This is a genomic window from Paenibacillus sp. M2 (genome assembly GCF_046713495.1).
Taxonomy (GTDB): domain Bacteria; phylum Bacillota; class Bacilli; order Paenibacillales; family Paenibacillaceae; genus Paenibacillus; species Paenibacillus amylolyticus_B.
In genome coordinates this window covers 5,698,435-5,724,111 of sequence record NZ_CP169648.1, presented here as the reverse complement: position 1 = coordinate 5,724,111, position 25,677 = coordinate 5,698,435, and the positions used below count along the sequence as shown (strand labels likewise).

Annotated in this window: 22 protein-coding genes; 17 read left to right on the top strand and 5 right to left on the bottom strand. The window is 48.0% G+C overall.

Annotated features, from left to right (window positions below):
• Nucleotides 1–2: 2 nt before the first annotated feature.
• Nucleotides 3–1,043, bottom strand: coding sequence for a fucose 4-O-acetylase (locus tag ACETMN_RS26225; RefSeq protein WP_341073845.1), 1,041 nt, complete (start codon nucleotides 1,041–1,043; stop codon nucleotides 3–5).
• Nucleotides 1,044–1,265: 222 nt separating this feature from the next.
• On the opposite strand from ACETMN_RS26225, the gene ACETMN_RS26220 reads away from it, so the two are divergent.
• The 6 genes from ACETMN_RS26220 (at nucleotide 1,266) to mgrA (ending at nucleotide 6,529) form a co-directional block, all read left to right on the top strand.
• Entirely contained in the window at nucleotides 1,266–2,231 is a 966-nt protein-coding gene (locus tag ACETMN_RS26220) for a sugar kinase (RefSeq protein WP_411735341.1), read from the top strand.
• A gap of 88 nt (nucleotides 2,232–2,319) precedes the next feature.
• Nucleotides 2,320–2,985 (top strand): bifunctional 2-keto-4-hydroxyglutarate aldolase/2-keto-3-deoxy-6-phosphogluconate aldolase, encoded by a 666-nt coding sequence (locus ACETMN_RS26215; protein WP_017686833.1) that lies wholly within the window; start codon nucleotides 2,320–2,322, stop codon nucleotides 2,983–2,985.
• A 93-nt stretch (nucleotides 2,986–3,078) separates the two neighbouring features.
• Nucleotides 3,079–3,843, top strand: coding sequence for an alpha/beta fold hydrolase (locus ACETMN_RS26210; RefSeq protein ID WP_105601804.1), 765 nt, complete (start codon nucleotides 3,079–3,081; stop codon nucleotides 3,841–3,843).
• A 64-nt stretch (nucleotides 3,844–3,907) separates the two neighbouring features.
• On the top strand, nucleotides 3,908–4,675 hold the full coding sequence (locus ACETMN_RS26205) for an HAD family hydrolase (RefSeq protein WP_341073842.1): 768 nt from the start codon (nucleotides 3,908–3,910) through the stop codon (nucleotides 4,673–4,675).
• Between the two features lie 28 nt (nucleotides 4,676–4,703).
• Entirely contained in the window at nucleotides 4,704–5,444 is a 741-nt protein-coding gene (locus ACETMN_RS26200) for an NAD-dependent protein deacylase (protein WP_091020412.1), read from the top strand.
• 77 nt (nucleotides 5,445–5,521) lie between these two features.
• The gene (gene mgrA / locus ACETMN_RS26195) at nucleotides 5,522–6,529 is read left to right on the top strand and encodes an L-glyceraldehyde 3-phosphate reductase (RefSeq protein WP_091020503.1); all 1,008 of its coding nucleotides are present in this window, start codon (nucleotides 5,522–5,524) and stop codon (nucleotides 6,527–6,529) included.
• A gap of 81 nt (nucleotides 6,530–6,610) precedes the next feature.
• Here mgrA and ACETMN_RS26190 read toward each other — a convergent pair whose 3' ends face one another.
• Nucleotides 6,611–7,585 carry an AraC family transcriptional regulator gene (locus ACETMN_RS26190; protein WP_341073841.1) on the bottom strand — a complete coding sequence of 325 codons (975 nt, stop codon included), beginning with the start codon at nucleotides 7,583–7,585 and terminating at the stop codon, nucleotides 6,611–6,613.
• 153 nt (nucleotides 7,586–7,738) lie between these two features.
• Between ACETMN_RS26190 and ACETMN_RS26185 the strand changes: the two genes are divergently transcribed.
• The 11 genes from ACETMN_RS26185 to ptsP all read left to right on the top strand — a co-directional run bounded on the left by ACETMN_RS26185 (nucleotide 7,739) and on the right by ptsP (nucleotide 21,359).
• The gene (locus tag ACETMN_RS26185; protein ID WP_341073840.1) at nucleotides 7,739–8,920 is read left to right on the top strand and encodes a galactokinase; all 1,182 of its coding nucleotides are present in this window, start codon (nucleotides 7,739–7,741) and stop codon (nucleotides 8,918–8,920) included.
• Between the two features lies 1 nt (nucleotide 8,921).
• Complete coding sequence (galE, locus tag ACETMN_RS26180; protein ID WP_341073839.1) at nucleotides 8,922–9,911, top strand: UDP-glucose 4-epimerase GalE; 990 nt, start codon at nucleotides 8,922–8,924, stop codon at nucleotides 9,909–9,911.
• Between the two features lie 14 nt (nucleotides 9,912–9,925).
• Nucleotides 9,926–11,524 carry a UDP-glucose--hexose-1-phosphate uridylyltransferase gene (locus tag ACETMN_RS26175; RefSeq protein ID WP_341073838.1) on the top strand — a complete coding sequence of 533 codons (1,599 nt, stop codon included), beginning with the start codon at nucleotides 9,926–9,928 and terminating at the stop codon, nucleotides 11,522–11,524.
• Between the two features lie 149 nt (nucleotides 11,525–11,673).
• Nucleotides 11,674–12,261, top strand: a complete 588-nt coding sequence (locus ACETMN_RS26170) for an MSMEG_1061 family FMN-dependent PPOX-type flavoprotein (RefSeq protein ID WP_256975382.1) — start codon at nucleotides 11,674–11,676, stop codon at nucleotides 12,259–12,261.
• A 93-nt stretch (nucleotides 12,262–12,354) separates the two neighbouring features.
• Nucleotides 12,355–13,518 (top strand): iron-containing alcohol dehydrogenase, encoded by a 1,164-nt coding sequence (locus ACETMN_RS26165; protein ID WP_047844049.1) that lies wholly within the window; start codon nucleotides 12,355–12,357, stop codon nucleotides 13,516–13,518.
• Between the two features lie 278 nt (nucleotides 13,519–13,796).
• Complete coding sequence (locus tag ACETMN_RS26160; protein ID WP_017686844.1) at nucleotides 13,797–14,333, top strand: hypothetical protein; 537 nt, start codon at nucleotides 13,797–13,799, stop codon at nucleotides 14,331–14,333.
• 62 nt (nucleotides 14,334–14,395) lie between these two features.
• Complete coding sequence (locus ACETMN_RS26155; protein ID WP_310337560.1) at nucleotides 14,396–15,943, top strand: flotillin family protein; 1,548 nt, start codon at nucleotides 14,396–14,398, stop codon at nucleotides 15,941–15,943.
• A 165-nt stretch (nucleotides 15,944–16,108) separates the two neighbouring features.
• A complete protein-coding gene (gene glcT / locus ACETMN_RS26150) occupies nucleotides 16,109–16,963 on the top strand; it encodes a glucose PTS transporter transcription antiterminator GlcT (protein ID WP_091020403.1) in 855 nt (284 codons plus the stop codon).
• Nucleotides 16,964–17,249: 286 nt separating this feature from the next.
• Nucleotides 17,250–19,301, top strand: a complete 2,052-nt coding sequence (ptsG, locus tag ACETMN_RS26145) for a glucose-specific PTS transporter subunit IIBC (protein ID WP_091020401.1) — start codon at nucleotides 17,250–17,252, stop codon at nucleotides 19,299–19,301.
• Between the two features lie 77 nt (nucleotides 19,302–19,378).
• The gene (locus tag ACETMN_RS26140) at nucleotides 19,379–19,654 is read left to right on the top strand and encodes an HPr family phosphocarrier protein (protein WP_036617010.1); all 276 of its coding nucleotides are present in this window, start codon (nucleotides 19,379–19,381) and stop codon (nucleotides 19,652–19,654) included.
• Complete coding sequence (gene ptsP / locus ACETMN_RS26135) at nucleotides 19,647–21,359, top strand: phosphoenolpyruvate--protein phosphotransferase (protein WP_047844045.1); 1,713 nt, start codon at nucleotides 19,647–19,649, stop codon at nucleotides 21,357–21,359. The genes ACETMN_RS26140 and ptsP overlap by 8 nt, the downstream gene beginning before the upstream one ends.
• 237 nt (nucleotides 21,360–21,596) lie before the next feature.
• Here ptsP and gcvPB read toward each other — a convergent pair whose 3' ends face one another.
• The 3 genes from gcvPB to gcvT all read right to left on the bottom strand — a co-directional run bounded on the left by gcvPB (nucleotide 21,597) and on the right by gcvT (nucleotide 25,659).
• Nucleotides 21,597–23,036 (bottom strand): aminomethyl-transferring glycine dehydrogenase subunit GcvPB, encoded by a 1,440-nt coding sequence (gene gcvPB, locus ACETMN_RS26130; protein WP_105601851.1) that lies wholly within the window; start codon nucleotides 23,034–23,036, stop codon nucleotides 21,597–21,599.
• 134 nt (nucleotides 23,037–23,170) lie between these two features.
• On the bottom strand, nucleotides 23,171–24,526 hold the full coding sequence (gene gcvPA / locus ACETMN_RS26125; RefSeq protein WP_341073836.1) for an aminomethyl-transferring glycine dehydrogenase subunit GcvPA: 1,356 nt from the start codon (nucleotides 24,524–24,526) through the stop codon (nucleotides 23,171–23,173).
• Entirely contained in the window at nucleotides 24,523–25,659 is a 1,137-nt protein-coding gene (gene gcvT, locus ACETMN_RS26120; RefSeq protein ID WP_091020397.1) for a glycine cleavage system aminomethyltransferase GcvT, read from the bottom strand. Before gcvT ends, gcvPA begins: the two co-directional genes overlap by 4 nt.
• Nucleotides 25,660–25,677 lie beyond the last annotated feature (18 nt).

Below are 25,677 nucleotides of genomic sequence, written 5' to 3'. Positions count from 1 at the left end.
CGTTAGGCCGATCGTTTAAACACCTCATGTCGATTGAAAGAAAATCGGGATATATCCGGTTCAATCAAGGGTTTGAACGTGTGACGCACAGCCGGTAGAGCCAGTGTGACTGCGAAGAGTATGGCAATGACCAGTATGACTGGAATATACGCCGAGCTTCCCATATAACTGTAGACTCCGGACCAGATCGCGAGACGAACGAGAAACCCATGCAGCAGGAATACATAGAGTGTGCGTCGTCCAAGGTCCGTCAGTCTGGAAGTCAAGGAAGGTACCCAGGCCAAGAACAGTGCTGCCGATGCGATCTCCAATAGGTAGACTCCAAGTCGGAAGATGCCAGCATACCATTCGTGGTGACCCAGTTCGGCGTACGTCATGCTGCCGAGTAACCATCCGGTTGAAATATTCAAACCCCCATACCCTATCCATACCAACAGTGCAGCAGAGAGGATGGCTGCGGTTTTTCGACCCCAACCGGATAATAAACGTGAACGGATGGTTGTTCCATAGTCATAACCGATGACAAAGAACGGCAGAAATACAAACGTACGGCTGAAGCTGAGCCAGAACCCGTCGATGGGCAAATACCCGGCAATTATACCAAGCGTAATCGATCCAATCAGCCGATATATCGGTTTCCAGGAAATCGTCAGACGAAGCAACAGTCGCCAACAGAAATGACTCGCGAGAAACCATAACAGCAAGTAAGGTGCAAAGAAGGATAGCCGCATATGGGGTGTGTGGAATACGGTAAAGTCCATCAATGCGTATAAGGACTGAAACAGTACATACTGTAGTGCAATCTGCTTCAGGACGTTTCGCCCAGATGCACCCTGGAGTGAGTGTGTCGCAAAATACCCGGTCACCCATACAAAGAGTGGCATGTGAAACGTATATATCCACAGGAACAGAGCTTCCGCTCCTGCAAAACGTGTGATGAGTGGTTCAAGTGCATTACCAGCCAGGACACAGACGATAAGCATAAAGCGCAGATTGTAAAAGAAAGATTCCTGATCATCCCGGATCAGTGTCTGATTTTTCATGGTGTAGCCCCCTTATAGACCCTGGTTGCCAGGTCATTTGCATCTGTAATAAGGGTAATATGGATGTGCATTATCTATTGTGATTTAATTCACATTAGTAAGCGTTATCTTTTCTCAAAGCTGTGACAACAAAATGAACGCAACGGGATTGACAACGGTTGCATAGAGGATGACAATAGAAAAAGAAGATGAGGGAATGTAAATATAAGGAGGGAAGAAATCATGTCAACGAGTCCCTATCCAAGCCCGGAAATTATTACGTTTGGGGAGAGTATGGGTTTGCTGACTGCCAAGGATACAAGAGGGCTGGAATATGCAGCCACACTGGACAAGTCTTTCGGGGGTGCTGAGAGCAATCTGGCTATTGGCGTATCCCGCCTGGGGCATACCAGTGGTTGGTTTGGACGCTTGGGCAATGATCCGATCGGCAGTATGATACTGAAAGCCATTCGCGGTGAAGGCGTAGATGTATCCCGGGTAAGGTTGAGTGATCACGAGCCCACTGGTTTGATGATTCGTGAGAACGCTTCCGGGAAAGCCTCGGTGCATTATTATAGGAAGCTATCTGCTGCAAGTGCGATCACACCTGATGATCTGGATCCCGACTATATTGCCGGGGCGAAGATATTGCACGTTACGGGTATAACGGCAGCGATAAGCCCGTCCGGACTTGCTACGGTAGAGGCTGCTATACATATTGCCAAACAGGCAGGGGTGAAAGTAAGCTTTGATCCAAATCTGCGTCTCAAACTATGGTCTGCGGATGAGGCCCGTCCGGTTTTACTGCGTTTAGCTGAACTGGCGGACTACTTTTTACCGGGTCTGGACGAGATGAAACTTCTATATAACGAAGAAAATGATCAAAAAGTACTTGAGCATTTATCTGCCATGAATGCTGTGTGCATCGTGAAAGGTGGCCCTGATTTGACCTACGTATTGGCGAATGGTACCCTAACTGAAGTTCCGTACTTTAAGGCGGATAATGTTCTGGATACGGTAGGAGCAGGAGACGGATTCTGTGCGGGATTTTTATCGGGTTTATTAAAAGGATACTCCCCGCAGGAAGCAACCCGTCTCGGCAATTTGACCGGTTCCATGGTTATACAGGCTGTTGGCGATTGGGAGGCGCTCCCGACGTGGGGGCAGGTCGAGGCCAAGCTGAACAACGTTGCCCATGTTGAGCGTTAGTCGCTGCTGAAATCATATATGGCTCATCTTCGTTCTTAAATGTAAGGCTTGTATACACAACCACCACATTGACAAGGGAGAGAATGAAATGAAGAAGCTTCAGCTGTTGCAAAAGATTACGGACAATGGGGTTGTGGCAGTTCTGCGTGCAGATTCTGCGGATCAAGTCATTGCCATGGCCGAGCAAGCGATTGCGGGTGGCATTAAAGTTATCGAGATTACGATGACAGTACCCAGTGCACTCAAAGCCATTGAAAAATTAAGCCGTGTATATCATTGGAACACACAAGATCCAGAGAAATTCGCGATTATTGGTGCGGGAACGGTGCTTGAACCGCAAACGGCAAGAGCGGCCATCATGTCGGGTGCCGAGTTTGTAGTTGGGCCTTCCCTGAATCCGGATACGGTTCAGATCTGCAATCTGTATCGAATTCCGATTCTGCCTGGTGTGATGACGATTGCTGACGTTCAACGCGCATTGGAACTCGGCGTGGACATTGTGAAGTTGTTCCCAGGTAATCTGTATGATCCTTCGATTATCAAAACGATGAAGGGCCCTATGCCTCAGGCTAATTTTATGCCAACTGGCGGGGTATCCTTGTCTAATCTGGGAGATTGGATCAAGGGCGGAGCAGTGGCTGTAGGGATCGGCTCCGACTTGACATCGGAAGCTGTGAAGACGGGTGACCTGAGTCATGTCCGTCGCAAAGCGGAACAATATATGGATGCTTACCGTAAGGCCAAGGCTGAATAATATTTTTTAATTCGTAGAAGGGGAGCCTGATGAATGAGGGCTCCCAATTCTGTGAGCCGCGGCACCTGCGGAAGTGAAGAAAGGTGATTAACGTTGAGAAATCGGTATAATACAGGGCGCAAGAAGAGGGGCATCGGGAAATTCCTGCTCGTACTTCTGGCGCTCATTGTCATTGGATGTGGATTTGTTGCGTGGAAATTATTCACACCATACGGTCCACAGGAGACAGCTCAAACAGCTATGGAAACAGCCAATAAGGTGACGGTGAGTGAACAAGAGAACTGGATTGATTTTGTGCCAGACAAACCGACGGGGAAAAGTGTGCTTTTCTACCCTGGTGGACTGGTAAAACCGGAAAGTTATGCACCACTTGCCCATGAGCTGGCTTCTGCCGGTCATCACACGATTATTGCCAAGATGCCAGTTAACCTGGCAGTGCTTAAGCCAAACTTGGCAGATGAGATTCTGGCAGCATATCCAGAGGAACAATTTGTTATGGGTGGACACTCTCTCGGCGGATCCATGGCTGCACGTTATGTAGCCGTGCATCCAGATGCACTTCATGGGATCTTCTTCTTGGCATCTTACCCGGATGAAAAAGGAAGTCTGTTGACATTGGGTCTACCTGCCTTATCCATTCTGGGTACTAAAGATGAGGTTGTGAATATGACCAAGTATCAGAGTGGACGGATGTATTTGCCCGCGGAGACGGTGTACTACACCATTGAAGGTGGAAACCACGCCCAGTTCGGTGATTATGGTCATCAAAAAGGGGATGGCGAGCCGGAAGTGAGTGGAGAAGAACAGCTGAATCAGACCGTCAAGACGGTACTGGCTTGGTTAAGTACCATCGAGTAGATCTTGATTATTCTGCATTAAGGGTTGAATGCATTGATAGCATAACTTGATGGAGGTGATATGGATGACCATGCTTAAAGTGAATGGAGCGCAGATCCCATGTAAAGCTATCCTGTTCGATAAAGATGGAACACTGCTGGAATTCCTCCAGCTATGGGGGCCGTGGGCAGAGACATTGCTGAGTCAGTTACAATCACGTATGAATGAGCTTGGAGCTTCATTTACGGTTGAACTGGAGCACGTCCTGGGCACCATTCATAACGCAGAAGGTCACATTGTCGGCTATGATCCGCAAGGTCCACTTGCCATTGCGACTGTGGATGAGTGCACGGGATTGCTTGCCGGGCAGTTATATGCAGCAGGCTTGCCATGGAATGAAGCGATCACAACGATACGCCAATTTTCAAGTGTGGCCATGAAATCGGTAAGAGAGCGCAAATCGGCTGAACCGATGCCAGGATTACTTGCTTTCTTACAGAGTTGCAGGGCAGCAGACATACCTCTGGCAGTTGTCACTTCAGACAGTACAGCGGCAGCAGAAACACATCTGGATTGGATGGGGATACGTTCCTTTTTCACCTCCATTGTGGGCTGTGATCGGGTGACCCAGGGCAAACCGGATGGAGAAGCAGCACTCTTGGCTTGCCATGAATTACATATCGATCCTGCGGAGGCCGTTGTAATTGGAGACAGTAATGGGGATATGCAGATGGGGCGTCACGCAGAGGTATCCTATACGCTCGGTTACTGTCCGCAGTTAGATCAAGGATCTCACCTGGTTGATGCACATGCCATTATTCGTCATTATAATGAGATAAGTGTGATTATATAAGTCACTCTGGCCAAAAGGAGGAGAGAGGATGAACGTAACAGAACAACTGGCTGCCTGGATTCAGGAAAGCTCCCGGATTGTTTTTTTCGGAGGGGCCGGAACTTCAACGGAAAGCGGGATTCCCGACTTCCGCTCGGCTGCGGGTCTGTATCAGACAGAGCAGCATTCGCCTTATCCACCGGAAGAGTTGTTAAGCCGACATTTTTTTGATCAGCATGCGGATATTTTTTATGATTTTTATCGAGGCAAAATGCTTCATCCAGATGCGGAACCTAACGGGTGCCATCGACTATTGGCTCGTCTGGAGAAGGAAGGAAAACTTCAGGCAGTGATCACGCAAAATATCGATGGACTACATCAGAAGGCAGGCAGCAGCAATGTCCTGGAGCTACATGGCTCAATTCATCGTAATGCCTGCATGGATTGCAAGCAGTTTTATGCACTGAATGATATTATACAATCCCAAGATACCGTACCTCGCTGTACCGCATGCGGTGGTGTTATCAAGCCGGATGTGGTGCTATACGAGGAAGAGCTGGACCAGACAACATTGTATCGCTCTATTGATGCATTGTCTTCCGCAGACCTGTTACTCGTGGGCGGCACGTCACTGACGGTATATCCAGCAGCCCAGTTAATTACGTATTTTCAGGGAAAACATACCGTTCTGCTCAATGCTACACCTACCGCTTACGACAGCAGGGCGGATTTGCTGATTACAGAGCCGATTGGTGAGGTAATGAATCATGTGGACCAGCTTCTTGGTTAAACGTATGGACTGAATAACCGCATTCTCCGGTGTTGACCGGATCAGGAGGCGGAACCTGGGGAAAGAAGGGATTCATGATGGTCTACGTAGCAAGCGATACTCGCTATGAAACGATGAAATACAACCGCGTTGGACGTTCGGGTTTGAAACTGCCAGCGATTTCACTGGGGCTGTGGCATAACTTTGGCGGTATCAATAACGCTGAGAATGGCCGAAATATGATTACCCGGTCATTTGATCTGGGTATTACACATTTTGATCTTGCCAACAACTATGGCCCACCGGCAGGTTCGGCAGAGCAGTTATTTGGACAGGTACTGGCCCAGGATCTGAAACCTTATCGTGATGAACTGGTGATCTCCACCAAAGCGGGTTATTATATGTGGCCTGGGCCGTATGGCGAGTGGGGTTCACGCAAAAATCTGGTCTCCAGTCTGAATCAAAGCTTGAAGCGTATGGGCCTGGATTATGTGGATATTTTCTATTCACATCGTTATGATCCCGAAACGCCTTTGGAAGAAACGATGATGGCACTGGATCATATTGTTCGCTCGGGCAAAGCCCTGTATGTAGGGATCTCCAACTATCCCGCAGAGCAGACAAGACAGGCTGCCGAAATTCTGAAAGGTCTGGGTACGCCCCTGTTAATCCATCAACCGAAATACTCGCTGCTGGACCGCTGGATTGAAGATAGTTTGCAGGACGTGCTGGATGAGTATGGAACAGGCAGTATTGCATTCTGTCCATTGGCACAAGGTGTGCTCACGAACAAATACTTGAATGGTATCCCGGAAGACTCACGTGCCAAAGGACCGTCGGTATTCCTGAATGAAAACAACATCTCTCCAGAGACGCTCCGCAAAGTGCGTGCGCTGAACCAGATTGCAGCAGCCCGTGGTCAGAGTTTGGCCCAATTTTCACTCTCATGGGTGCTGCGTAATGGCAGGGTAACTTCTGCGCTGATTGGCGCAAGTCGTCCTTCCCAGATTGAAGAGAATGTGGCTGCGCTCAGTCAACTGGATTTTTCTACAGAGGAATTGGAACGGATTGAATCCATTCTGTCTCCGGAGCCAGATGACAAATAAATAAAGTGCAAAAGGTGCATCTTAGCCATAATGGCGGAATGCACCTTTTTTTGTTGTACGTGGTTCCGTCCGTTATGTTGCTCACCGTTTGATCTGTTGAGCATTTTTCTGTAAACCCTGATGTAGTGAACGGGACAGTATTTTCTCTCGATACAAGCTGGGCGCTTCACCGTGAAATCGTTTGAACTGTTTGGAGAAATACAGCGCGTCTGGCAGTCCGACCGATGCAGATACCTGTTCGATGGACAGATCTGGGCGTCCTCTTAGGAGTTGGCGCGACTTGTCGATCCGCAGTTTTAGCAGATACGTGACTGGCGACAGTCCGGTTTCCTGTTTGAAAATACGGGATAGATAGGCCCGGTTGTACCCAAGACTCGCAGACATTTGTTCAATGGAGACAGGATAGGCATACTGGGTAGACATATATTGAATCATTTGTTTCACCGTACGTCGGATGGAGGATTCACCGGGAATTAAGGTTTGGCCCTGCGAAAGGTGATTCTGTGCTTCGGCTAGAATCATATATAACGTACCCAGTGATGTGAAATGGGAGCTTTCTTTGCGCTCGGCAAAAGCATCCTGCATCACGGATAACCAATCGGAAATTCCACAAGAGGGTCCGGCATGAAAAACGGACTTTTCCGGGCGGAATCCTGCCTCCTCGGCATACTGGGCAGCCTGGCTGCCCGTAAAGGCGATCCAGCGGTATTGCCATGGGTTACGGGCGTGAGACTGGTAGCTCACCAGCTGTCCGGGGTGAATGAGGAAACAATCACCTGCGGATAACTCGTAGGTGTGCAGTTCGGTACGGAACGTACCCGCCCCTTTTTCTACATAATGCAGCAGATAATAATCAAACAATTTAGGGCCGAGGGCGTGACCCGGAAGGGTCTGGCTTGCTCCGGCAAACAGGACATGCAGTGCGCCTTGCTCATAATAGACGGGATTGGAGGCAACCGAATAACTGAGTGCTCCACTTTTACCGGAAGGTGACTCCTGTATTTTTTCGGTAGAAGATGCAAGGGATTCTTTCTTGGGGTTGGATTGATCTGACATGGTCGTTTCCTTCTTTCCGGGATGCTCCGATCATTATACGCCTTAAGGTCACATTTATCCATATGAAACACACATGGTTGCATTACAAGAGGCACCGCTTTCTTATATAATAACATTAAGAAAACCACAACAACGAGGCGAGGTGCACCAGCAGTGAACGTAACTGAATTGAAACAAAAGTTTATTGAGAAGTACGGAGAGAATGGAGCGGATATCCGTGTGTTTCATGCCCCTGGGCGTGTGAATCTGATCGGTGAGCACATTGACTATAACGGTGGATACGTGCTTCCGGCAGCACTTGAATTCGGAACAACATTAATTATCCGTGAGCGTCAGGACAATCAGTTGCAACTGGCTTCCACGAACATGTCTTATGAAGGAGCACTGGATACTTCCTCCATCGGTAAGGAGAAAACCGGAGAATGGACCGACTATCCTGTTGGTGTCATGGTTGAATTGCAAGGCAAAGGCGTAAATGTAACAAAAGGCTACGACTTCCTGTACCACGGGGAGATTCCGAACGGGGCAGGACTTTCATCATCTGCATCTCTGGAGGTACTCACCGGATTCGCGATTCAATCTCTGGAGGGCGTAGCGGATATTGATACAGTTCAACTGGCACTTCTGTCCCAGAAAGCGGAAAATGAGTTCGTAGGTGTCAACTGTGGAATCATGGATCAGTTCGCTGTGGCCAACGGTGCGCAGGATCACGCGATCCTGCTGATGTGTGACACACTGGAGTACGAAAAGGTTCCTTTCCGTACAGGCTCCTACAAATTGGTCATCGGTAACACAAACAAACGCCGGGGTCTGGTAGATTCGGCATACAATGAACGTCGCTCCCAATGCGAGCAGGCACTTGCCATCTTGAAGGAACAGCTGCCTGCACTGAATTACCTGGCTCAATTGACGCCAGAGCAGTTCGTAACACTACAGGATCAGATCAAGGATGAGAAAGTAAGACAGCGCGCACAACATGTTGTGGAAGAGAATGCACGTGTGCTCGCATCGGTCGAAGCATTGCAGCGTAATGATCTGGAAACCTTCGGCCAATTGATGAACGCTTCTCATGAATCGCTTCGTGACTTGTATGAAGTAAGCTGTGATGAGCTGGATGTTATGGTTGAAGAAGCTCAGCGGATTCCTGGCACACTTGGTGCCCGAATGACTGGCGCAGGATTTGGCGGTTGTACCGTATCGCTGGTGCATGAAAATGATGTCGAGCGTTTTGTAAGCGAAGTGGGCGCTGCATATGAAGCGCGCACCAGTCTCAAAGGTGATTTTTATGTGTGCGGCGTAGGTGACGGTGTTAAAGAATTGAAGGAGGCGAAGTAAAATGGCAATTTTGGTGACAGGTGGAGCAGGGTATATTGGATCTCATACGGTAGCGGCTTTGTTGGAACGTGGAGAAGAGGTTGTTGTACTGGATAACTTGCAGACAGGGCATCGTGAAGCGTTGCTCGGCGGTAAGTTGTATGAAGGGGATCTGCGTGACAAAGAAATTCTGGCGAAGCTGTTCGCTGAGAATTCAATCGATGCAGTCATTCACTTTGCAGCCAACTCACTCGTAGGCGAAAGTATGAAAGACCCGGTTAAATATTATGACAACAACGTGTTTGGTACACTCTGTCTGTTGGAAGCGATGAATGCAGCTAACGTACGCCGCATCGTCTTCTCTTCTACAGCAGCTACCTACGGTGAGCCTGAGAAAGTGCCAATCGAAGAGAGCGATCGTACAGAGCCAACCAATGTATATGGTGAAACGAAACTGATGATGGAACGCATGATGTCATGGTTCGATAAAGTTCAGGATATCAAGTACGTTTCCCTGCGTTACTTCAATGCAGCCGGTGCGCATGAGAGCGGCAAAATTGGTGAAGATCACCAGCCTGAGAGTCACCTGATCCCACTCGTACTGCAAACGGCTTTGAAACAACGCTCACACATTGCTGTGTTTGGTGACGACTATGCAACAGAAGATGGAACATGTATCCGTGACTATATCCACGTGAGCGACTTGGCTGATGCACATCTGCGTGCAGTAGATTACCTGCGCAAAGGTGAGAACAGTAACGTGTTTAACCTGGGTAACGGCACTGGATTCTCGGTAACACAAGTGATCGAAACAGCTAAAAAAGTGACTGGCCTCGATATTCCGGTTGTTCAGGAACCACGTCGTGCGGGTGACCCGGCTGTATTGGTAGCCTCATCTGCAAAAGCGAGATCCGTTCTGGGCTGGAATCCGAAATGGACCAATCTGGAAGATGTCATTCAAAGCGCTTGGAGCTGGCACCAATCACGTCCTGACGGCTACGGAAAAAATTAGGAGGCGAACACCTTATGTCACAGACTCATATTGCAGCAGGTGCCACAGAGCGGACACCGGAGCAGCAGGAAGCACTGCATGCCATTGAACGTCTGGTTGCATTTGCCTTGCAGAAACAATTAATCGAGGAAGCGGATTGGGATTATAGCCGCAACCTCTTGTTGGAACAATTCGGATTCTCAGAGCCTTATGCCGGTGAGTTGGACACAACTGTGCCCGATAGTCCACAGGCGATGCTGGATACGTTGATCGATTATGGATTTTCCATTGGACTCATTCCTGAAAATAGTGATACGTTCCGTGATTTGCTGGATGCCAAAATCATGGGTCAGTTGATGGCACGCCCATCCGAAGTGGTACGCGCATTCCGCCACACCGAGCAGACGGAAGGCATTGAGGCGGCCACATCCCAATTCTATGACTTGTCGATTAACTCCAACTACATTCGGATGGATCGCATCTCGAAGAACGTCTATTGGACGCAGGATACGGCTTATGGGGAGATGGAGATTACCATTAACCTCTCGAAGCCGGAGAAAAGCCCGAAGGAAATTGCCATGGCGAAATTGCTTCCGCCACCGGTATATCCAAAATGCCAGCTGTGTCGTGAAAATGTAGGCTACGCTGGTCGGGTGAATCACCCGGCCCGCCAGAATCTGCGGGTCATTCCGTTGAATCTTAACAACGAGCCTTGGTTGTTCCAATACTCGCCGTATGTGTACTACAATGAGCACTGCATTATTTTCCATCATGATCATGTGCCGATGAAGCTGACCAAAGATACGCTGCGCAGACTGCTTGCCTTTGTCGGGGAGTACCCGCATTACTTTATCGGATCTAACGCGGATTTGCCGATCGTGGGCGGTTCTATCCTGACACATGACCATTTCCAAGGTGGTCGTCATACATTTGCGATTCAAAATGCACAGCCAGAGGCGGTATTCCGCCATGCGGATGCACCTGGACTTACATTGAGTCTTGTGAAATGGCCAATGTCCGTCATGCGTCTGGCCTCACACGATCCTGCAGAGCTGCTTGAAGCCGGTAACGCTGTGTATGAGGCATGGAAGGTTTACAGTGATTCAGCTGTGGATATTGAAGCATTCAGTGAAATAGACGGCGAGCAGGTACCACACAATACGGTAACACCAATCGTTCGTCGCAGTGCAGACGGTGGCTACGAGATGGATCTTGTATTGCGTAACAATCGTACAAATGATGTGCATCCTGAAGGGATTTTCCATCCTCACCGTGAAATGCACCATCTGAAGAAAGAAAACATTGGTCTGATCGAAGTGATGGGACTTGCCATCCTGCCAGGTCGTTTGAAGGAAGAGCTGGACAGTATCGCGGATATTCTCGCTGGAGATGCCAAACTTGCTGAAGCCGCCAAAGCTTCTGATCATGTGTTGAACAAACATCTGGGCTGGGCGGAAGAATTGATTGAACGATTTGGTCCTAATTTGGACAAGGAACAAGCTATTTCCATTGTACAGCAGGAAGTTGGCTTAAAATTTGCTGAGATTCTGGAACATGCAGGTGTCTACAAATATGATGAAGCAGGACGCCAGGCTTTCCGTCGTTTTGTAAGCAGCATGGGATACACTGAATAGCAGTCAACAAACCAAAACACCCGCCCATTCATGAGCGGGTGTTCTTGTCGTTCCTGACATTTGTGTGCATTGGAATGAACTTCCCAGCCAGTTATAATGGAGTGAAGTCCTGGAGTACCAAAATGAATTGAGGAAATGGGGTTAATAACTTGGAAAAGCAGGCATTGGATATTCCGTTGATTACAGATGCTGAGGAACTGCAGGGCATGGTGGGTGAGCCGCATGAACATGTGCGTAATAAGGCAATCTCATTTGTGGATTCACATGTTCAGAACTTTTTATCCATGTCACCATTATTTTTCCTTTCCACGTCCGATCATGATGGAAAAAGTGATGTGTCACCTCGGGGTGATGGAGCGGGATTTGTAAAAGTCTATGATACATACCGGCTCGTTTATCCCGAGCGCCCAGGCAATCGGCGAATAGACTCGTTGTTGAACATGTTGTCGAACCCTGGTATTGGTATGCTCTTTTTGATTCCGGGTATGAATGAAGTGCTGCGTATTAATGGCACAGCAACCATTACCAAGGATGAGGAATTCATCGCCAGCATGGGTTGGAGTGGTAAAACCATAGGTGCAGCTGTCATTGTAGATGTGGAAGAGTGTTTTATCCATTGTCCGCGGGCATTCAAACAGGCTGGGTTATGGGACCATGAAACATGGGTGGACGCTGAGGATTTGCCTTCAACGAGCGAGATGTTTAGAGCACATTTGGAGATTAACGGATTGTTATAAAGTGAGTGACTATCGATTTGTTTTTCTATAAACGGGGTACTATAATTGGAGTTGCACTAAAAATTCTAAACTCCCTTGGAGGCGACAATAGATATGAGATCTTTCCAATTCTATAATCCAACCCGTCTGATATTCGGTAAAGGACAACTGGAAGCATTAAAGACAGAAGTGCCGAAATACGGTAAACGGGTTCTGCTTGTATATGGTGGCGGTAGTATCAAACGCAGTGGGCTGTATGATCAAGTGATCGGATTGCTTAAGGAAGCTGGAGCAGAAGTGACTGAACTGGCAGGCGTTGAACCTAACCCACGTCTTTCTACGGTGCATAAAGGGGTAGACCTTTGCAAAACAAATAACATTGACCTGATTCTCGCTGTAGGTGGCGGTAGTGTACTGGACTGCTCCAAAGCGATTGCTGTAGGTGCTAAATATGATGGCGACATGTGGGATTTTGCTCAGCGCAAAGCCGTTGCACAAGACGCTCTTCCGCTTGGTACCGTATTAACGATGGCAGCAACGGGTTCGGAGATGAACTCCGGTTCGGTTATTACAAATCAGGATACACAAGAAAAATTGGGCTGGGGTAGCGCTTATTCATTCCCTGCATTCTCCATCCTGGATCCGGTGAATACATACACTGTTCCACTGGACCAAACGGTATATGGTATGGTGGATATGATGTCCCACGTATTGGAGCATTACTTCCATCTGGATGCCAACACACCGGTTCAACTCGGTTTCTGTGAAACGATTCTGCGTACCGTAATGGAAGCAGCACCTCGTCTGGTTGAGGATCTGGAGAACTATGAACTGCGCGAAACGATTCTGTATTGCGGAACGATGGCATTGAATGGTGTGCTGAATATGGGTCTCGCAGGAGACTGGGCAACACATAATATCGAACACGCGGTATCCGCAGTGTATGATATCCCGCATGGTGGCGGACTGGCCATCTTGTTCCCGCACTGGATGAAGCATAATCTGGATGTCAATGTGGATCGATTCAAACGTCTGGCAATTAATGTATTCGAAGTGAATCCTGAAGGCAAGTCTGACAGACAGATTGCCGAAGAAGGTATCGATGCGCTCAGCAAATTCTGGACATCCATTGGTGCCCCTAACCGTTTGGCTGATTACGATATCGATGATAGCCAGATCGATGTAATGGCTGATAAAGCTATGCTGTTTGGCCCATTTGGTAACTTCAAGAAACTGCAACGTGAAGATGTTGTATCCATCTACAAGGCTTCTCTGTAATTCTATAATCACTGACAAGTGAACGGACACATCCTGTGGTCCAATAACCGCAAGTCTCCTTTATGGGGGCTTGCGGTTTTTTCATGTATTCGGACTGTACACGTGAATGATGGAGGAACATGAAGCATGAAGTAAAGAATGCCATGATAATACCCATTATCGGCTCCAGAATACATTTGAGGAAAGATTTTGAAACATTTTGATGTTAGTTACGTATTTATTTACATGTGGAATGCCCAGTTAGGATGAATTTGCGGCAGAGAGAGGAGGAACAGGGGATGGAGACGATATATTGGGGGTGTCTGATCGGAGGGGCCATATTTGCGGTTGTCAGCCTGGTGCTGGGTGACTTGATTGACGGCTTGCTGGACGGGGCTTTTGAGATGCCAGGTCTTGATTTTTTCAAACCCGTTGTGTTAGCTGGTTCCATTACAACCTTCGGTGGGGCAGGCATTATGCTGACACGTTATAGTTCATTAAGTGCGATGTCGGGTCTAATATTATCCCTGCTTATAGGTATTGCTGCAGCCATGCTGGTATTCTTCGCATATATCAAACCGATGCGTAACAGCGATGTCTCGATTGCATTTTCAATGAAAGAATTATCTGGGAAAATTGGGGAAATTACCATTCCGGTGCCGGAAAAAGGGTTTGGTGAAGTGATGATCCGCTTTGCATCAGGTAGTACGATTCAAACAGCATCCAGTTTTGAACACCTCCCCATTGCGGCGGGAGCCCGTGTTGTTGTAGTGGATGTTGTAGATGGCGTACTGCGTGTGTCGGAATGGGATGAAAACGTACTTAAAGATTTATAAGTATTCTTACCACCTAAGTAGTTTAAGCACTCATCATAAATGAATAAGGGGAGAGATGTGGAATGAATTTAGATTGGGATGTGTTGTTGATACCTGCCGTTGTTGTTGGTGTGATTCTGATATTGGGATTGGCTTTTTGGGCGAGATACAAAACGGTTGGACCGGATGAAGCGATGATCGTTACGGGATCATTCTTGGGTAGCAAAAATATCTCTGATGATGATTCTGGCCGAAAAATTAAGATTGTTCGTGGTGGCGGTGCATTTATCCTGCCGGTATTCCAGCAATCAGAATTTATCTCCTTGTTGTCCCACAAGCTGGATGTCTCCACACCTGAAGTGTACACGGAGCAAGGTGTTCCGGTTATCGCTGATGGTGTCGCTATTATCAAGGTTGGAGGCGCTGTAGAGGACGTTGCTACGGCAGCTGAGCAATTCATCGGTAAACCTGTAGAAGCGCTGAGAAGCGAAGCACAGGAGGTACTAGAGGGGCATTTGCGGGCCATTCTCGGTACAATGACGGTGGAAGAAGTATATCGGAACCGGGATCGGTTTGCACAAGAGGTTCAAGGCGTAGCCGCTAGAGATCTGAAGAAAATGGGTCTGCAAATTGTTTCCTTTACGATCAAGGATGTTCGTGACAAACAGGGCTACCTGGATGCTCTCGGTAAACCGAGAATTGCAGCAGTGAAGCGTGATGCCGAGATTGCCGAAGCGGAAGCCATGCGTGATGCGCGTATTCAGAAGGCCAATGCGGAAGAACAGGGCCAGAAAGCAGAGTTGCTGCGGGATACCAATATCGCCGAGGCAGCCAAAGAGAAGGAACTGAAAGTAGCCACGTTTAAGCGGGATCAAGATACAGCCAAAGCGGAAGCCGATCAGGCGTACCATATTCATGAGGCACGTGCTAGACAAACCGTAGTCGAAGAGGAAATGAAAGTTGAACTCGTTCGTAAGGAACGGGAAATTGACCTCCAGGCCAAGGAAATCATCGTACGTGAGAAGCAATATGACGCCGAAGTGAAGAAAAAGGCCGAAGCAGATCGTTATGCAGTAGAGCAAGCGGCCGAAGCAGACAAAGCTAAAAGAATGCGTGAAGCAGATGCAGTACAGTACTCCATTGAAACACATGCCAAAGCGACAGCTGAACAGAAACGACTTGAAGGTCAGGCTATGGCGGATGCTGAACTTGCCAAAGGTACAGCGGACTCTGAAGTTATTCGTTTGAAGGGACTTGCAGAAGCAGAAGCGAAGGAAAAACTGGCTGAGGCGTTCCAGAAGTTTGGCGAAGCGGCTGTACTCGATATCATTGTCAAAATGCTGCCTGAGCTGGCTGGCAAAATTGCCGAGCCGATTGCATCCATTGATAAACTGACTGTGGTAGATACAGGTAAAGGTGAAGGTGCCACGCGGGTGAGTAACTATGTTACGGAACTTATGGCGACGGCTCCAGAGATGCTTAAGAGCGTATCCGGCATTGACGTTGAGCAGCTGATCAAGGGCCTTACCAAGTCCAAAACACCTGCACCGGTTGCCATTCAACAGAGCGAGCCTGTAACAACTCCTTCTATAATCGACAAGATTGTGGAAAGAGCTGGAGTTGACGAGTAAGAAGCACTTCGAATCTTGCATGGTTACTCTATTGACCTTAAGACGAATTTTTGTTACTTTTTAAGCGAGACGTCCGGCGCGGTTTGCCCGCTCCGGGTGTCTTTTTGTTCGTAACAGGGTGTGACATAATCACACCTAAGATGGTGTGAAAAAGAGGTGCAAACAATGAGCAGCCTGCATGTAGATAAAGCGCTAAATAATAATGTAATCATTGCACAGCATCCAGAACACGGGGAAGTCGTTGTTATTGGTAAAGGCATTGGCTTTAACCGAAAACCGAGTGATCACATTCCATTGATGGCTGTGGAGAAAATGTTTATTTTGAAAAACCAGCAGGAGCAAGAGCAGTACAAACAGCTTCTTCCACAGGTGGATGAAGCACTGATCGAGATTATTAACGAAGTTATTACGTATATTGCAGAGCGTACGGACGTTCCTCTGAATGAACATATCCATATTGCATTAACCGATCACATTTCTTTCGCGTTAAAACGCAAGGAGCAGGGCATTATCATACAAAATCCATTTTTATATGAAACCCGCGAAATTTATCCTGAAGAATATCGAATGGGAGAATACGCTATTCGTCTGATCAAAGAGAAAATGGGTGTAGATCTGGGGATGGACGAGATTGGTTTTGTTGCCCTCCATATCTATAGCGCAATGACCAATCAAAATATATCCCAGGTACGTGAGCATTCACAATTGATCACTGATTTGGTGAACCTGGTGTCTGATCAACTCGATTATTCGTTTGAAGCGGAATCGCTTGATTACTCTCGTTTGCTGACTCATCTTCGTTTCGCCCTTGAGCGTGTTCGCCGTGGAGACAAAGTGGAAGAGCTCCATAAGTTGGATTCCCTGCTTAAGTTGGAGTATCCCGAAATGTACTCGCTTGCATGGAAACTGACCAAAGTAATGGAGAAAAGACTGAAACTGCCGGTTTATCCTGCGGAGGTAGGTTATCTGACCATTCATCTGCAAAGGCTGAATCAGCGGAAGGAAGAAGAGAATAAGTGAGATCATTCCAGTGATGGAATGCGGAATTTATTTTTTTGGTGTAAAGGCTTGCAATAGATTAGAACTGGTGCTACAATGGTTTCCGTAATCAAGCAACTGAATAAACATAAGCGACGTGTTACTGACTCGATCAGGCATGAGTTAATTAAAGTGTGATTGTTCTTTCCTTGTACAGGGTATGCTATACCCCAAGGTTGGCACAGTTTACTTTATTAATTCATGCCTTTTTTGTGTTCCCTTGCTTGCATCACAACATATAAATTAGACGAAAGGGAGAAACGACGCGATGTTCAAAAAGCTTTTTGGTGTATTGCAAAGAGTAGGTAAAGCTCTCATGCTGCCTGTAGCCATTCTACCTGCGGCAGGTTTGCTGCTCGGAATTGGTAACATGTTGGTTAATCCAGATTTCTTGCAATATGTAACTGCGCTCGACACCCCTTGGGTGAACTCGATCGCAACAATTATGATGAACGCAGGTCAGATCGTATTCGATAATCTGGCATTGCTGTTCGCTGTCGGTGTAGCTGTCGGATTGGCTGGTGGCGAAGGCGTTGCAGGTCTTGCAGCGATCATCGGTTACCTGGTCATGAATGTTACATTAGGATCTGCGGTAGGTGTTACTCCGGCAATGATCGGTGAAGTACCGGGTTATGCCAGCATCTTGGGTATCCCAACATTAAGTACAGGCGTGTTCGGAGGTATAATCATAGGTATTGCCGCCGCGCTGTGTTACAATCGATTTTTCAAAATCGAACTGCCGTCCTACCTGGGTTTCTTTGCAGGTAAACGATTTGTACCGATTATCACATCGGTAGTATCCCTTGTAATCGGATTGCTTCTTGTGATTATCTGGCCTCCGATTCAAAATGGACTGAATGCTGTATCTCACTTCATGGTAGATACAAGTCCGACCTTGTCGGCGTTCATCTTTGGAGTTGTGGAACGGTCATTGATTCCGTTCGGTTTGCATCACATTTTCTACTCCCCATTCTGGTTTGAGTTTGGTGAGTATGTGAATAAAGCCGGAGATGTTATTCGTGGGGATCAGAAGATTTTCTTCAGCCAGTTACGTGATGGCGTTGCTCTAACAGCAGGAACATTCCAAGTTGGTAAATTCCCGTTCATGATGTTTGGTTTGCCAGCAGCGGCACTTGCGATGTACCATGAAGCAAGACCGGAGCACAAAAAGTATGTTGCAGGGATCATGGGTTCAGCTGCGCTGACCTCGTTCCTGACAGGGATTACAGAGCCGCTTGAGTTCTCGTTCCTGTTCGTAGCACCAATCTTGTTTGCAGTACACTGTATCTTTGCAGGTTTGTCTTTCATGACCATGCAGATTCTGGGTGTAAAGATCGGTATGACCTTCTCCGGTGGGTTCATTGACTTCCTGATCTTCGGGATTATTCCGAACCGTACACCTTGGTGGGACGTTATTATTGTCGGATTGATTCTTGCGGTGATCTATTACTTCGGTTTCCGGTTTATCATTCGCAAATTCAATCTCAAAACACCTGGACGAGAGGATGCAACGCCTGAAACCGAATCTGGCGGAGGCTCTGGTTCAACAGATGATCTGCCCCATAACATTCTTGAAGCTTTTGGTGGCAAAGAGAATATCAAACATCTGGACGCTTGTATTACTCGTTTGCGGATTGAAGTTAATGAGAAATCCAATGTGAAAAAAGATCGTTTGAAACAATTGGGTGCATCTGGTGTACTTGAAGTGGGTAATAATGTTCAAGCCATCTTCGGAACACGTTCCGACACGATCAAATCTCAAATGCAGGATATTATTGCAGGACGAACACCAGCACCAACGCCAGTAGCTGCCAAACCAACTCCTGAAGAGGAGAAGGCACAAGGTGAGCAAGGCGAGCGCATTGTTGCTGAGGATATTGTCATGCCAGTTAATGGTGAATTACTGGACATTACAAACGTACCTGATCCGGTCTTTGCTGAGAAAATGACAGGTGATGGATTCGCAATTTTGCCACATGATGGTACGATAACTTCTCCTGTGTATGGTAAAGTGTTTAATGTATTTCCAAGCAAACATGCCGTGGGCATCATGTCCGATGGTGGCAAGGAAGTGCTTGTTCATATAGGTGTTAATACGGTGAAGTTGAAAGGTCAAGGCTTTAACGTACTGGTACAGGAAGGTGATCTGGTATCGGCAGGTCAGCCGATTATGGAAGTGGATCTGGAGTATGTCAAAGCAAACGCTCCTTCGATCATTTCACCAGTTATTTTCACCAACCTGCCAGAGGGCTCCACGGTAACTCTGAAGAAGAGTGGAGTGCTGAAAGTTGGCGAACAGCCAATCATTGAGATAAAATAAGAAGTGTTACGACGATGGCAAGCAAGTGTAAATATATGCAATGCCTAAACCAAACTACTGAAAGTGAGATGATTGTAATGCAACAAACATTCAGAATTACAGACGAAGATGGTATCCACGCACGTCCGGCGACAGCCCTGGTAAATACAGCAAACAAATTCAAAGGTGCAGAATCCTTTGCAGAAGCTAACGGTAAAAAAGTAACGTTGAAATCTATTCTGGGTGTTCTTTCCCTCGGATTGGAACAAGGCGACACTATCAGCATCATCGTTGAAGGCGAAGGCGAAGCTGAAGCTCTTCAAGCTTTGACTGACGTTATGGTTAACGAAGGGTTGGGCGAAATTAATGCTTAATGTCTCCGGGATCGCGGCTTCGGCGGGTATTGCTATCGCCAAGGCGTTTATCTTGGAGCATCCTGATTACTCTGTAGAAAAACGCCAAATCAACGACGTTGACGCAGAGATCGCGAAACTCGACTCAGCTCTGGGTAAATCCCAGGCTGAGCTTGAGGCGATCAAAGAGCGCACTTTACAAGAGCTTGGCGAGAAAAAAGCTGAGATTTTTGCTTCGCATTTGCTCATTCTGAATGACCCGGAATTGATTGATCCGGTTAAAGCTAGAATTGCAGATGACATGATCAATGCAGAATTTGCTTTGAACGAAACGGCATCGCAATTTATCTCCATGTTTGAGAACATGAAGAGTGCTTACCTGCAGGAACGTGCTGCAGATATGCGTGACGTTACCAAACGTGTGCTAAATCACTTGCTTGGTATCGACTTCATGAGTCCAGCTGAGATCAATGAAGAAGTGATCGTGCTTGCGGAGGATCTGACACCTTCCGACACGGCTCAATTAAACCGCCAATTTGTTAAAGGTTTCGCAACTAACATTGGTGGACGTACTTCTCACTCAGCGATCATGGCTCGCTCTCTTGAAATTCCTGCTGTCGTTGGAACCAAGGACATCTTGGCTCAAGCGAAACAAGGCGATATGATCATTGTTGACGGTCTGGATGGTCACGTACTGGTTAACCCTACTGATGAAGTTATTGCTGAATACCGTGCCAAACAGGAACAGTATGATGCACAACGTGCAGAGTGGAGAAAACTTCGTGATGAGCCAACGGTAACGGTGGATAACGTTCATGTTGAACTTGCAGCCAACATCGGTACACCCAATGATGTAACGGGTGTTCTGGAAAACGGCGGCGAGGCTGTAGGCCTGTACCGTACCGAGTTCCTTTACATGGGCAGAGACAAGCTTCCATCCGAAGACATTCAGTATAATGCTTACAAAGCGGTACTGGAAAAAATGGAAGGCAAACCTGTCGTTGTTCGTACACTCGACATCGGTGGAGACAAAGAGCTTCCATACCTGGATCTGCCAAAAGAAATGAATCCATTCCTCGGCTTCCGCGCAGTTCGTCTGTGTCTGGACCGTCTGGATATCTTCCGTACACAATTGCGTGCATTGCTGCGTGCAAGCGTACATGGAAACCTGCGTGTCATGTTCCCAATGATCGCAACGCTTGGTGAATTCCGTGAAGCAAAAGCTGTCTTGCTCGAAGAGAAAGAGAAGCTGGTTGCTGAAGGTATTGCTGTTTCTGACAGCATTCAACTCGGAATCATGGTCGAAATTCCTTCGACTGCAGTTCTGGCAGATCAGTTTGCCAAAGAAGTGGATTTCTTCAGTATCGGAACGAACGATCTGATTCAATACACAATGGCTGCTGACCGTATGAACGAACGAGTGGCTTATCTGTACCAGCCTTACAACCCAGCCATTTTGCGTTTGGTTAAAATGGTTATCGATGCTGCGCATCGTGAAGGCAAATGGGTTGGCATGTGTGGTGAGATGGCAGGAGACGAAACAGCAATTCCATTGCTGCTTGGTCTTGGATTGGATGAGTTCAGCATGAGCGCAACCTCCATCCTGCCAGCTCGTAGTCAGATCACCAAGCTGTCCCGTGCGGATATGCAGGAACTGGCTGCTAAAGCTCTGGATATGCAAACGGCTGAACAAGTCGTTGAATTGGTTCAAAGCATTCAAGCGTAATGTAATTTTACGGGGTTTCCACCCGATTTTAAGGGTTTCTTTTTCCGATAAAAAGCTGCAGTCGTGCAGCAATTTTGCCGGTATCCGCGATTCATTGTGGATATCGGCTTTTTTTGTTGCGCGAATGTATAGGAGGGGAGTACGAGGAGAAAGACCCTGTAATGTCTAGGCAAAAAAATGCTCTTGCTGGGGTAAGTTAACATCAGCAAGAGCATGGATTAGAAATTCACTTAGTGTTTAACTGCATGCGCAGTTGAGTACAGGTTTGCGGGCGGCAGTGGTCTCATCAAGACGAGTGACTGGTGTTCCGTAAGGTGCGTTGAGTACCAACTCTGGTGTCTCTTCCGCTTCTTTGGCAATCCGAATCATCGTATCAATGAACCCATCCAGTGTTTCTTTGCTTTCGGTTTCCGTCGGCTCGATCATGATGCATTCCTCAACGTTGAGCGGGAAGTACACCGTAGGTGGATGATATCCAAAATCAAGCAATCGTTTGGCAACGTCAAGTGTGCGCACACCATATTGCTTCAAACCCCGACCAGACATGACAAATTCATGTTTGCATACACCCGGATACGGAATCTCGTAGTATGGTGCGAGGCGGGCCATCATATAGTTGGCATTCAGTACCGCACATTCAGACACACGGCGCAAGCCTTCCGGTCCATAGGTGCGAATGTAGGCATAGGCACGTACCAATATACCGAAGTTACCGTAGTAGGCTTTCACCCGGCCAATGGATTGATCGCCTTCACGATCGAATGCATACATACCGTCATCATTTTTGATCACCATCGGTTTAGGCAGGAACGGGATCAGGCGGCTCTTCACACCGACTGGTCCGGCGCCAGGTCCACCACCACCATGAGGTGTACTCATCGTTTTGTGCAAGTTCAGATGCACCACGTCAAAGCCCATATCACCCGGACGGGTAATGCCCATAATGGCATTGGAGTTCGCGCCATCGTAGTAAAGCAAACCACCAGCCTGGTGTACGATGGATGCAATCTCCTGAATGTCTTTCTCGAACAAACCAAGTGTATTTGGGTTTGTGAGCATCAATGCTGCCGTATCCGAACCGACGGCTGCACGGAGCGCGTCCAGATCGACCAGTCCATCTGCGCGGGATGGAATCGTCACAGTTTCAAATCCTGCAACGGTAGCACTTGCTGGGTTGGTACCATGCGAAGAATCGGGCACGATGACTTTGGTACGTTGTTCGCCACGACCTTCGTGGTAGGCACGAATCATCATAAGTCCAGTCCATTCTCCATGAGCACCAGCGGCTGGTTGCAAGGTTACAGCGTCCATACCTGTCAACCCCGCAAGGTCGTTTTGCAACGTATACAACAGTTCAAGTGCACCTTGAATGCTGGATTCATGCTGGTACGGATGGATTTTGGCGAATCCATTGTAACGGGCCACGTCCTCATTAATCTTTGGATTGTATTTCATCGTACAGGAGCCCAGTGGATAGAATCCGTTATCTACGCCGAAGTTGCGGCGGGACAACGCAGTATAGTGCCTGATAACATCTACCTCGAACACTTCCGGTAGTGCCGCTGCTTCCGAACGGAGCATTTCCCGGGGAATCAACGTATCGGCAGCCTGACGAGGAACGTCACATTCTGGCAAGGAATAAGCGACACGTCCAGGGCTACTGAGTTCAAAAATCAATGATTGTTCCGGAGCAGGAGATAGGGTCTGTGCACTGAATGTTGTATCCGTCTCAGGTTTAGACGAAGTGGAGAAAGAGGTGCCTGTTTCCGATTGTCCTTGTGCCGGTGTTGTCGTTGTCGTCGTTTCCTGAGTCACAGCGATCCCTCCAATGCTCGTGCGAATTCGTCAATCTCTTCCTTACTGCGTCGTTCGGTAACAGCAATCAGCATATGTCCGGCAAGCTCCGGATAATCACGTCCGAGTTCGTAACCACCAATGAAGCCTGCATCCAGCAGTTTCAGTTGAAGAGCATCCAGATCGGTTCCTTCAGGAAGTTTAATAACAAACTCATTAAATGTGGGTGCATTAAAAGTAAGGCTAACTCCAGGAATCGCAGTTAATGTATTCAGGGTGTAATGACTCTTTTGCAGATTCAGATCCGCGACATCGATCATGCCTTGTTTCCCCATGATGGACATATACACAGATGCGCTGAGTGCAAGCAAAGCCTGGTTGGAACAGATGTTGGATGTCGCCTTTTCGCGGCGGATATGCTGTTCACGTGCTTGCAGTGTGAGTACAAATCCACGTTTTCCGTTGCGATCCTTGGTCTGGCCTACAATTCGGCCAGGAATTCGGCGCATATGAGGCTGGGATACGGCGAAATATCCGCATGTCGGGCCGCCGAGTGAAGCGGCGATGCCAAGGGGCTGCGCATCACCTACAACGATGTCGGCACCCAGCTTGCCTGGGGCTTCCAGCAGACCCAGCGATAGCGGGTTGGCACTTACAACGAGTAGGCCCTTGTGCGCATGCACGAGGTCGGCAGCCTGCTTCACATTTTCCACGGCACCAAAGAAGTTCGGACTCTGGATCATGACAGCAGCGGTATCGTCCGATATGGCGGCTTGCAAGGCATCCCAGTCCGTGACGCCATCCTTATAACCAATCTCGACAATCTCCAGACGGAGTCCGTGCGCATACGCCTGCAATACCTGACGGGCTTCCGGATGAACGGTACGGGAGACGATGAGCTGTTTGCGACGAGTTGCCGCTGCGGCCAGATTACCTGCTTCAGCAAAGGCGGTTGCGCCGTCATACATACTGGCATTGGCTACAGCCATACCGGTTAATTCACAGATGTAGGATTGAAATTCGAAAATGGCCTGTAGTTCACCTTGGCTGATCTCAGGCTGATAAGGTGTGTAGGCAGTGTAGAACTCGGAACGGGAAATGACATGATTGATGACGGAAGGAACATGATGATCGTATATACCTGCGCCGAGAAAGCTGGCGTGTGTTTCGAAATTGGCGTTGGCGCCGGCTTGTTTGGACATATGACGTGTTAGCGCATATTCATCAAGTTTGGAGGATACGGGCAGCTCGCCCTGATAACGAATCTCTTTTGGAATGTCCTGAAACAGTTCCTCCAGCGTATCCACACCGATGGTTGCGAGCATGGCGCTCTGATCTTGTTCAGTCATGGGAATGTACCGGTGCTTGCTCATGCTTGATCAGCTCCTTGAGTAGGTGTCTTAGACGTACGTGTCCGTTTATGAAAAGGGGTCTTCACAACCTCGGCTTTTAGTTTCTTGCCGCGGATCTCAATCTCAAGCGGGGTTCCCAGCGCAGCGTATTTGCTGTCGATGAGGGCAAGCCCCAGATTACGCTTCAATGTAGGTGATTGCGTGCCTGTTGTCACTTCACCGATCTGTACGCCTTCGGCGTAAATCGGATAGTGGGGGCGAGGAATACCGCGCTCCAGTACTTCGATGCCGACCAGTTTACGGGCGGGCCCGTCATTTTTTTGCTGTAACAAGGCTTCGTGTCCGATAAAAGGTCCGGCATTCAGTTTCACAAACATACCAACGCCAGCTTCTAGCGGAGAGATCGTTGCCGATAATTCCTGCCCATACAGAGGCAGCTTGGCTTCAAAACGCAGCGTATCCCTTGCACCAAGTCCAGCTGGAACCAGCCCATGCTCTTCTCCAGCCTGCATTAATCCATTCCAGATTACAGTAGCCTGGTCCACAGGTACATATAGCTCAAAGCCATCTTCACCGGTATAACCGGTACGGGACAACAGTAATTTTACTCCGCATACTTCAGCATCCTGCACAAAACGAAACGGTTCAATCGTGGATACATCCGTATCTGTAACTTTTCCGATAATGTCTACAGCCAGTGGACCTTGCAAGGCGAGCAGCGCCGTCTGCTCCGAATCGTTGGTCATGCTTACGCCAGGGATCAAGTGCTCTTGCAGCCACGCCCAATCCTTGTTGATATTGGAGGCGTTAACGACGAGCATATAATGCTGATCTTTCAGCTTATACACGAGCAGATCGTCCACCACACCGCCATCTGGATAACACATCAGGGTGTACTGGGCTTGACCGGGAACCAGCGTGGTCACATCATTGGTCGTCATTTGTTGCAAAAAAACTTCGGCCTGCTCACCCTGTACTGTAAATTCGCCCATATGGGATACATCGAACAGTCCAGCGCGCTCGCGTACCGCTTCATGTTCTTTTTGGATTCCGCTAAATTGCACCGGAAGCTCCCAGCCTCCAAAATCAATGCACCGTACACCTTCGTATTGCTGATATAGGGGGAAGAGTGGTGTTTTAAGCAAATCGGACATCAAATCACCTCGTCATGG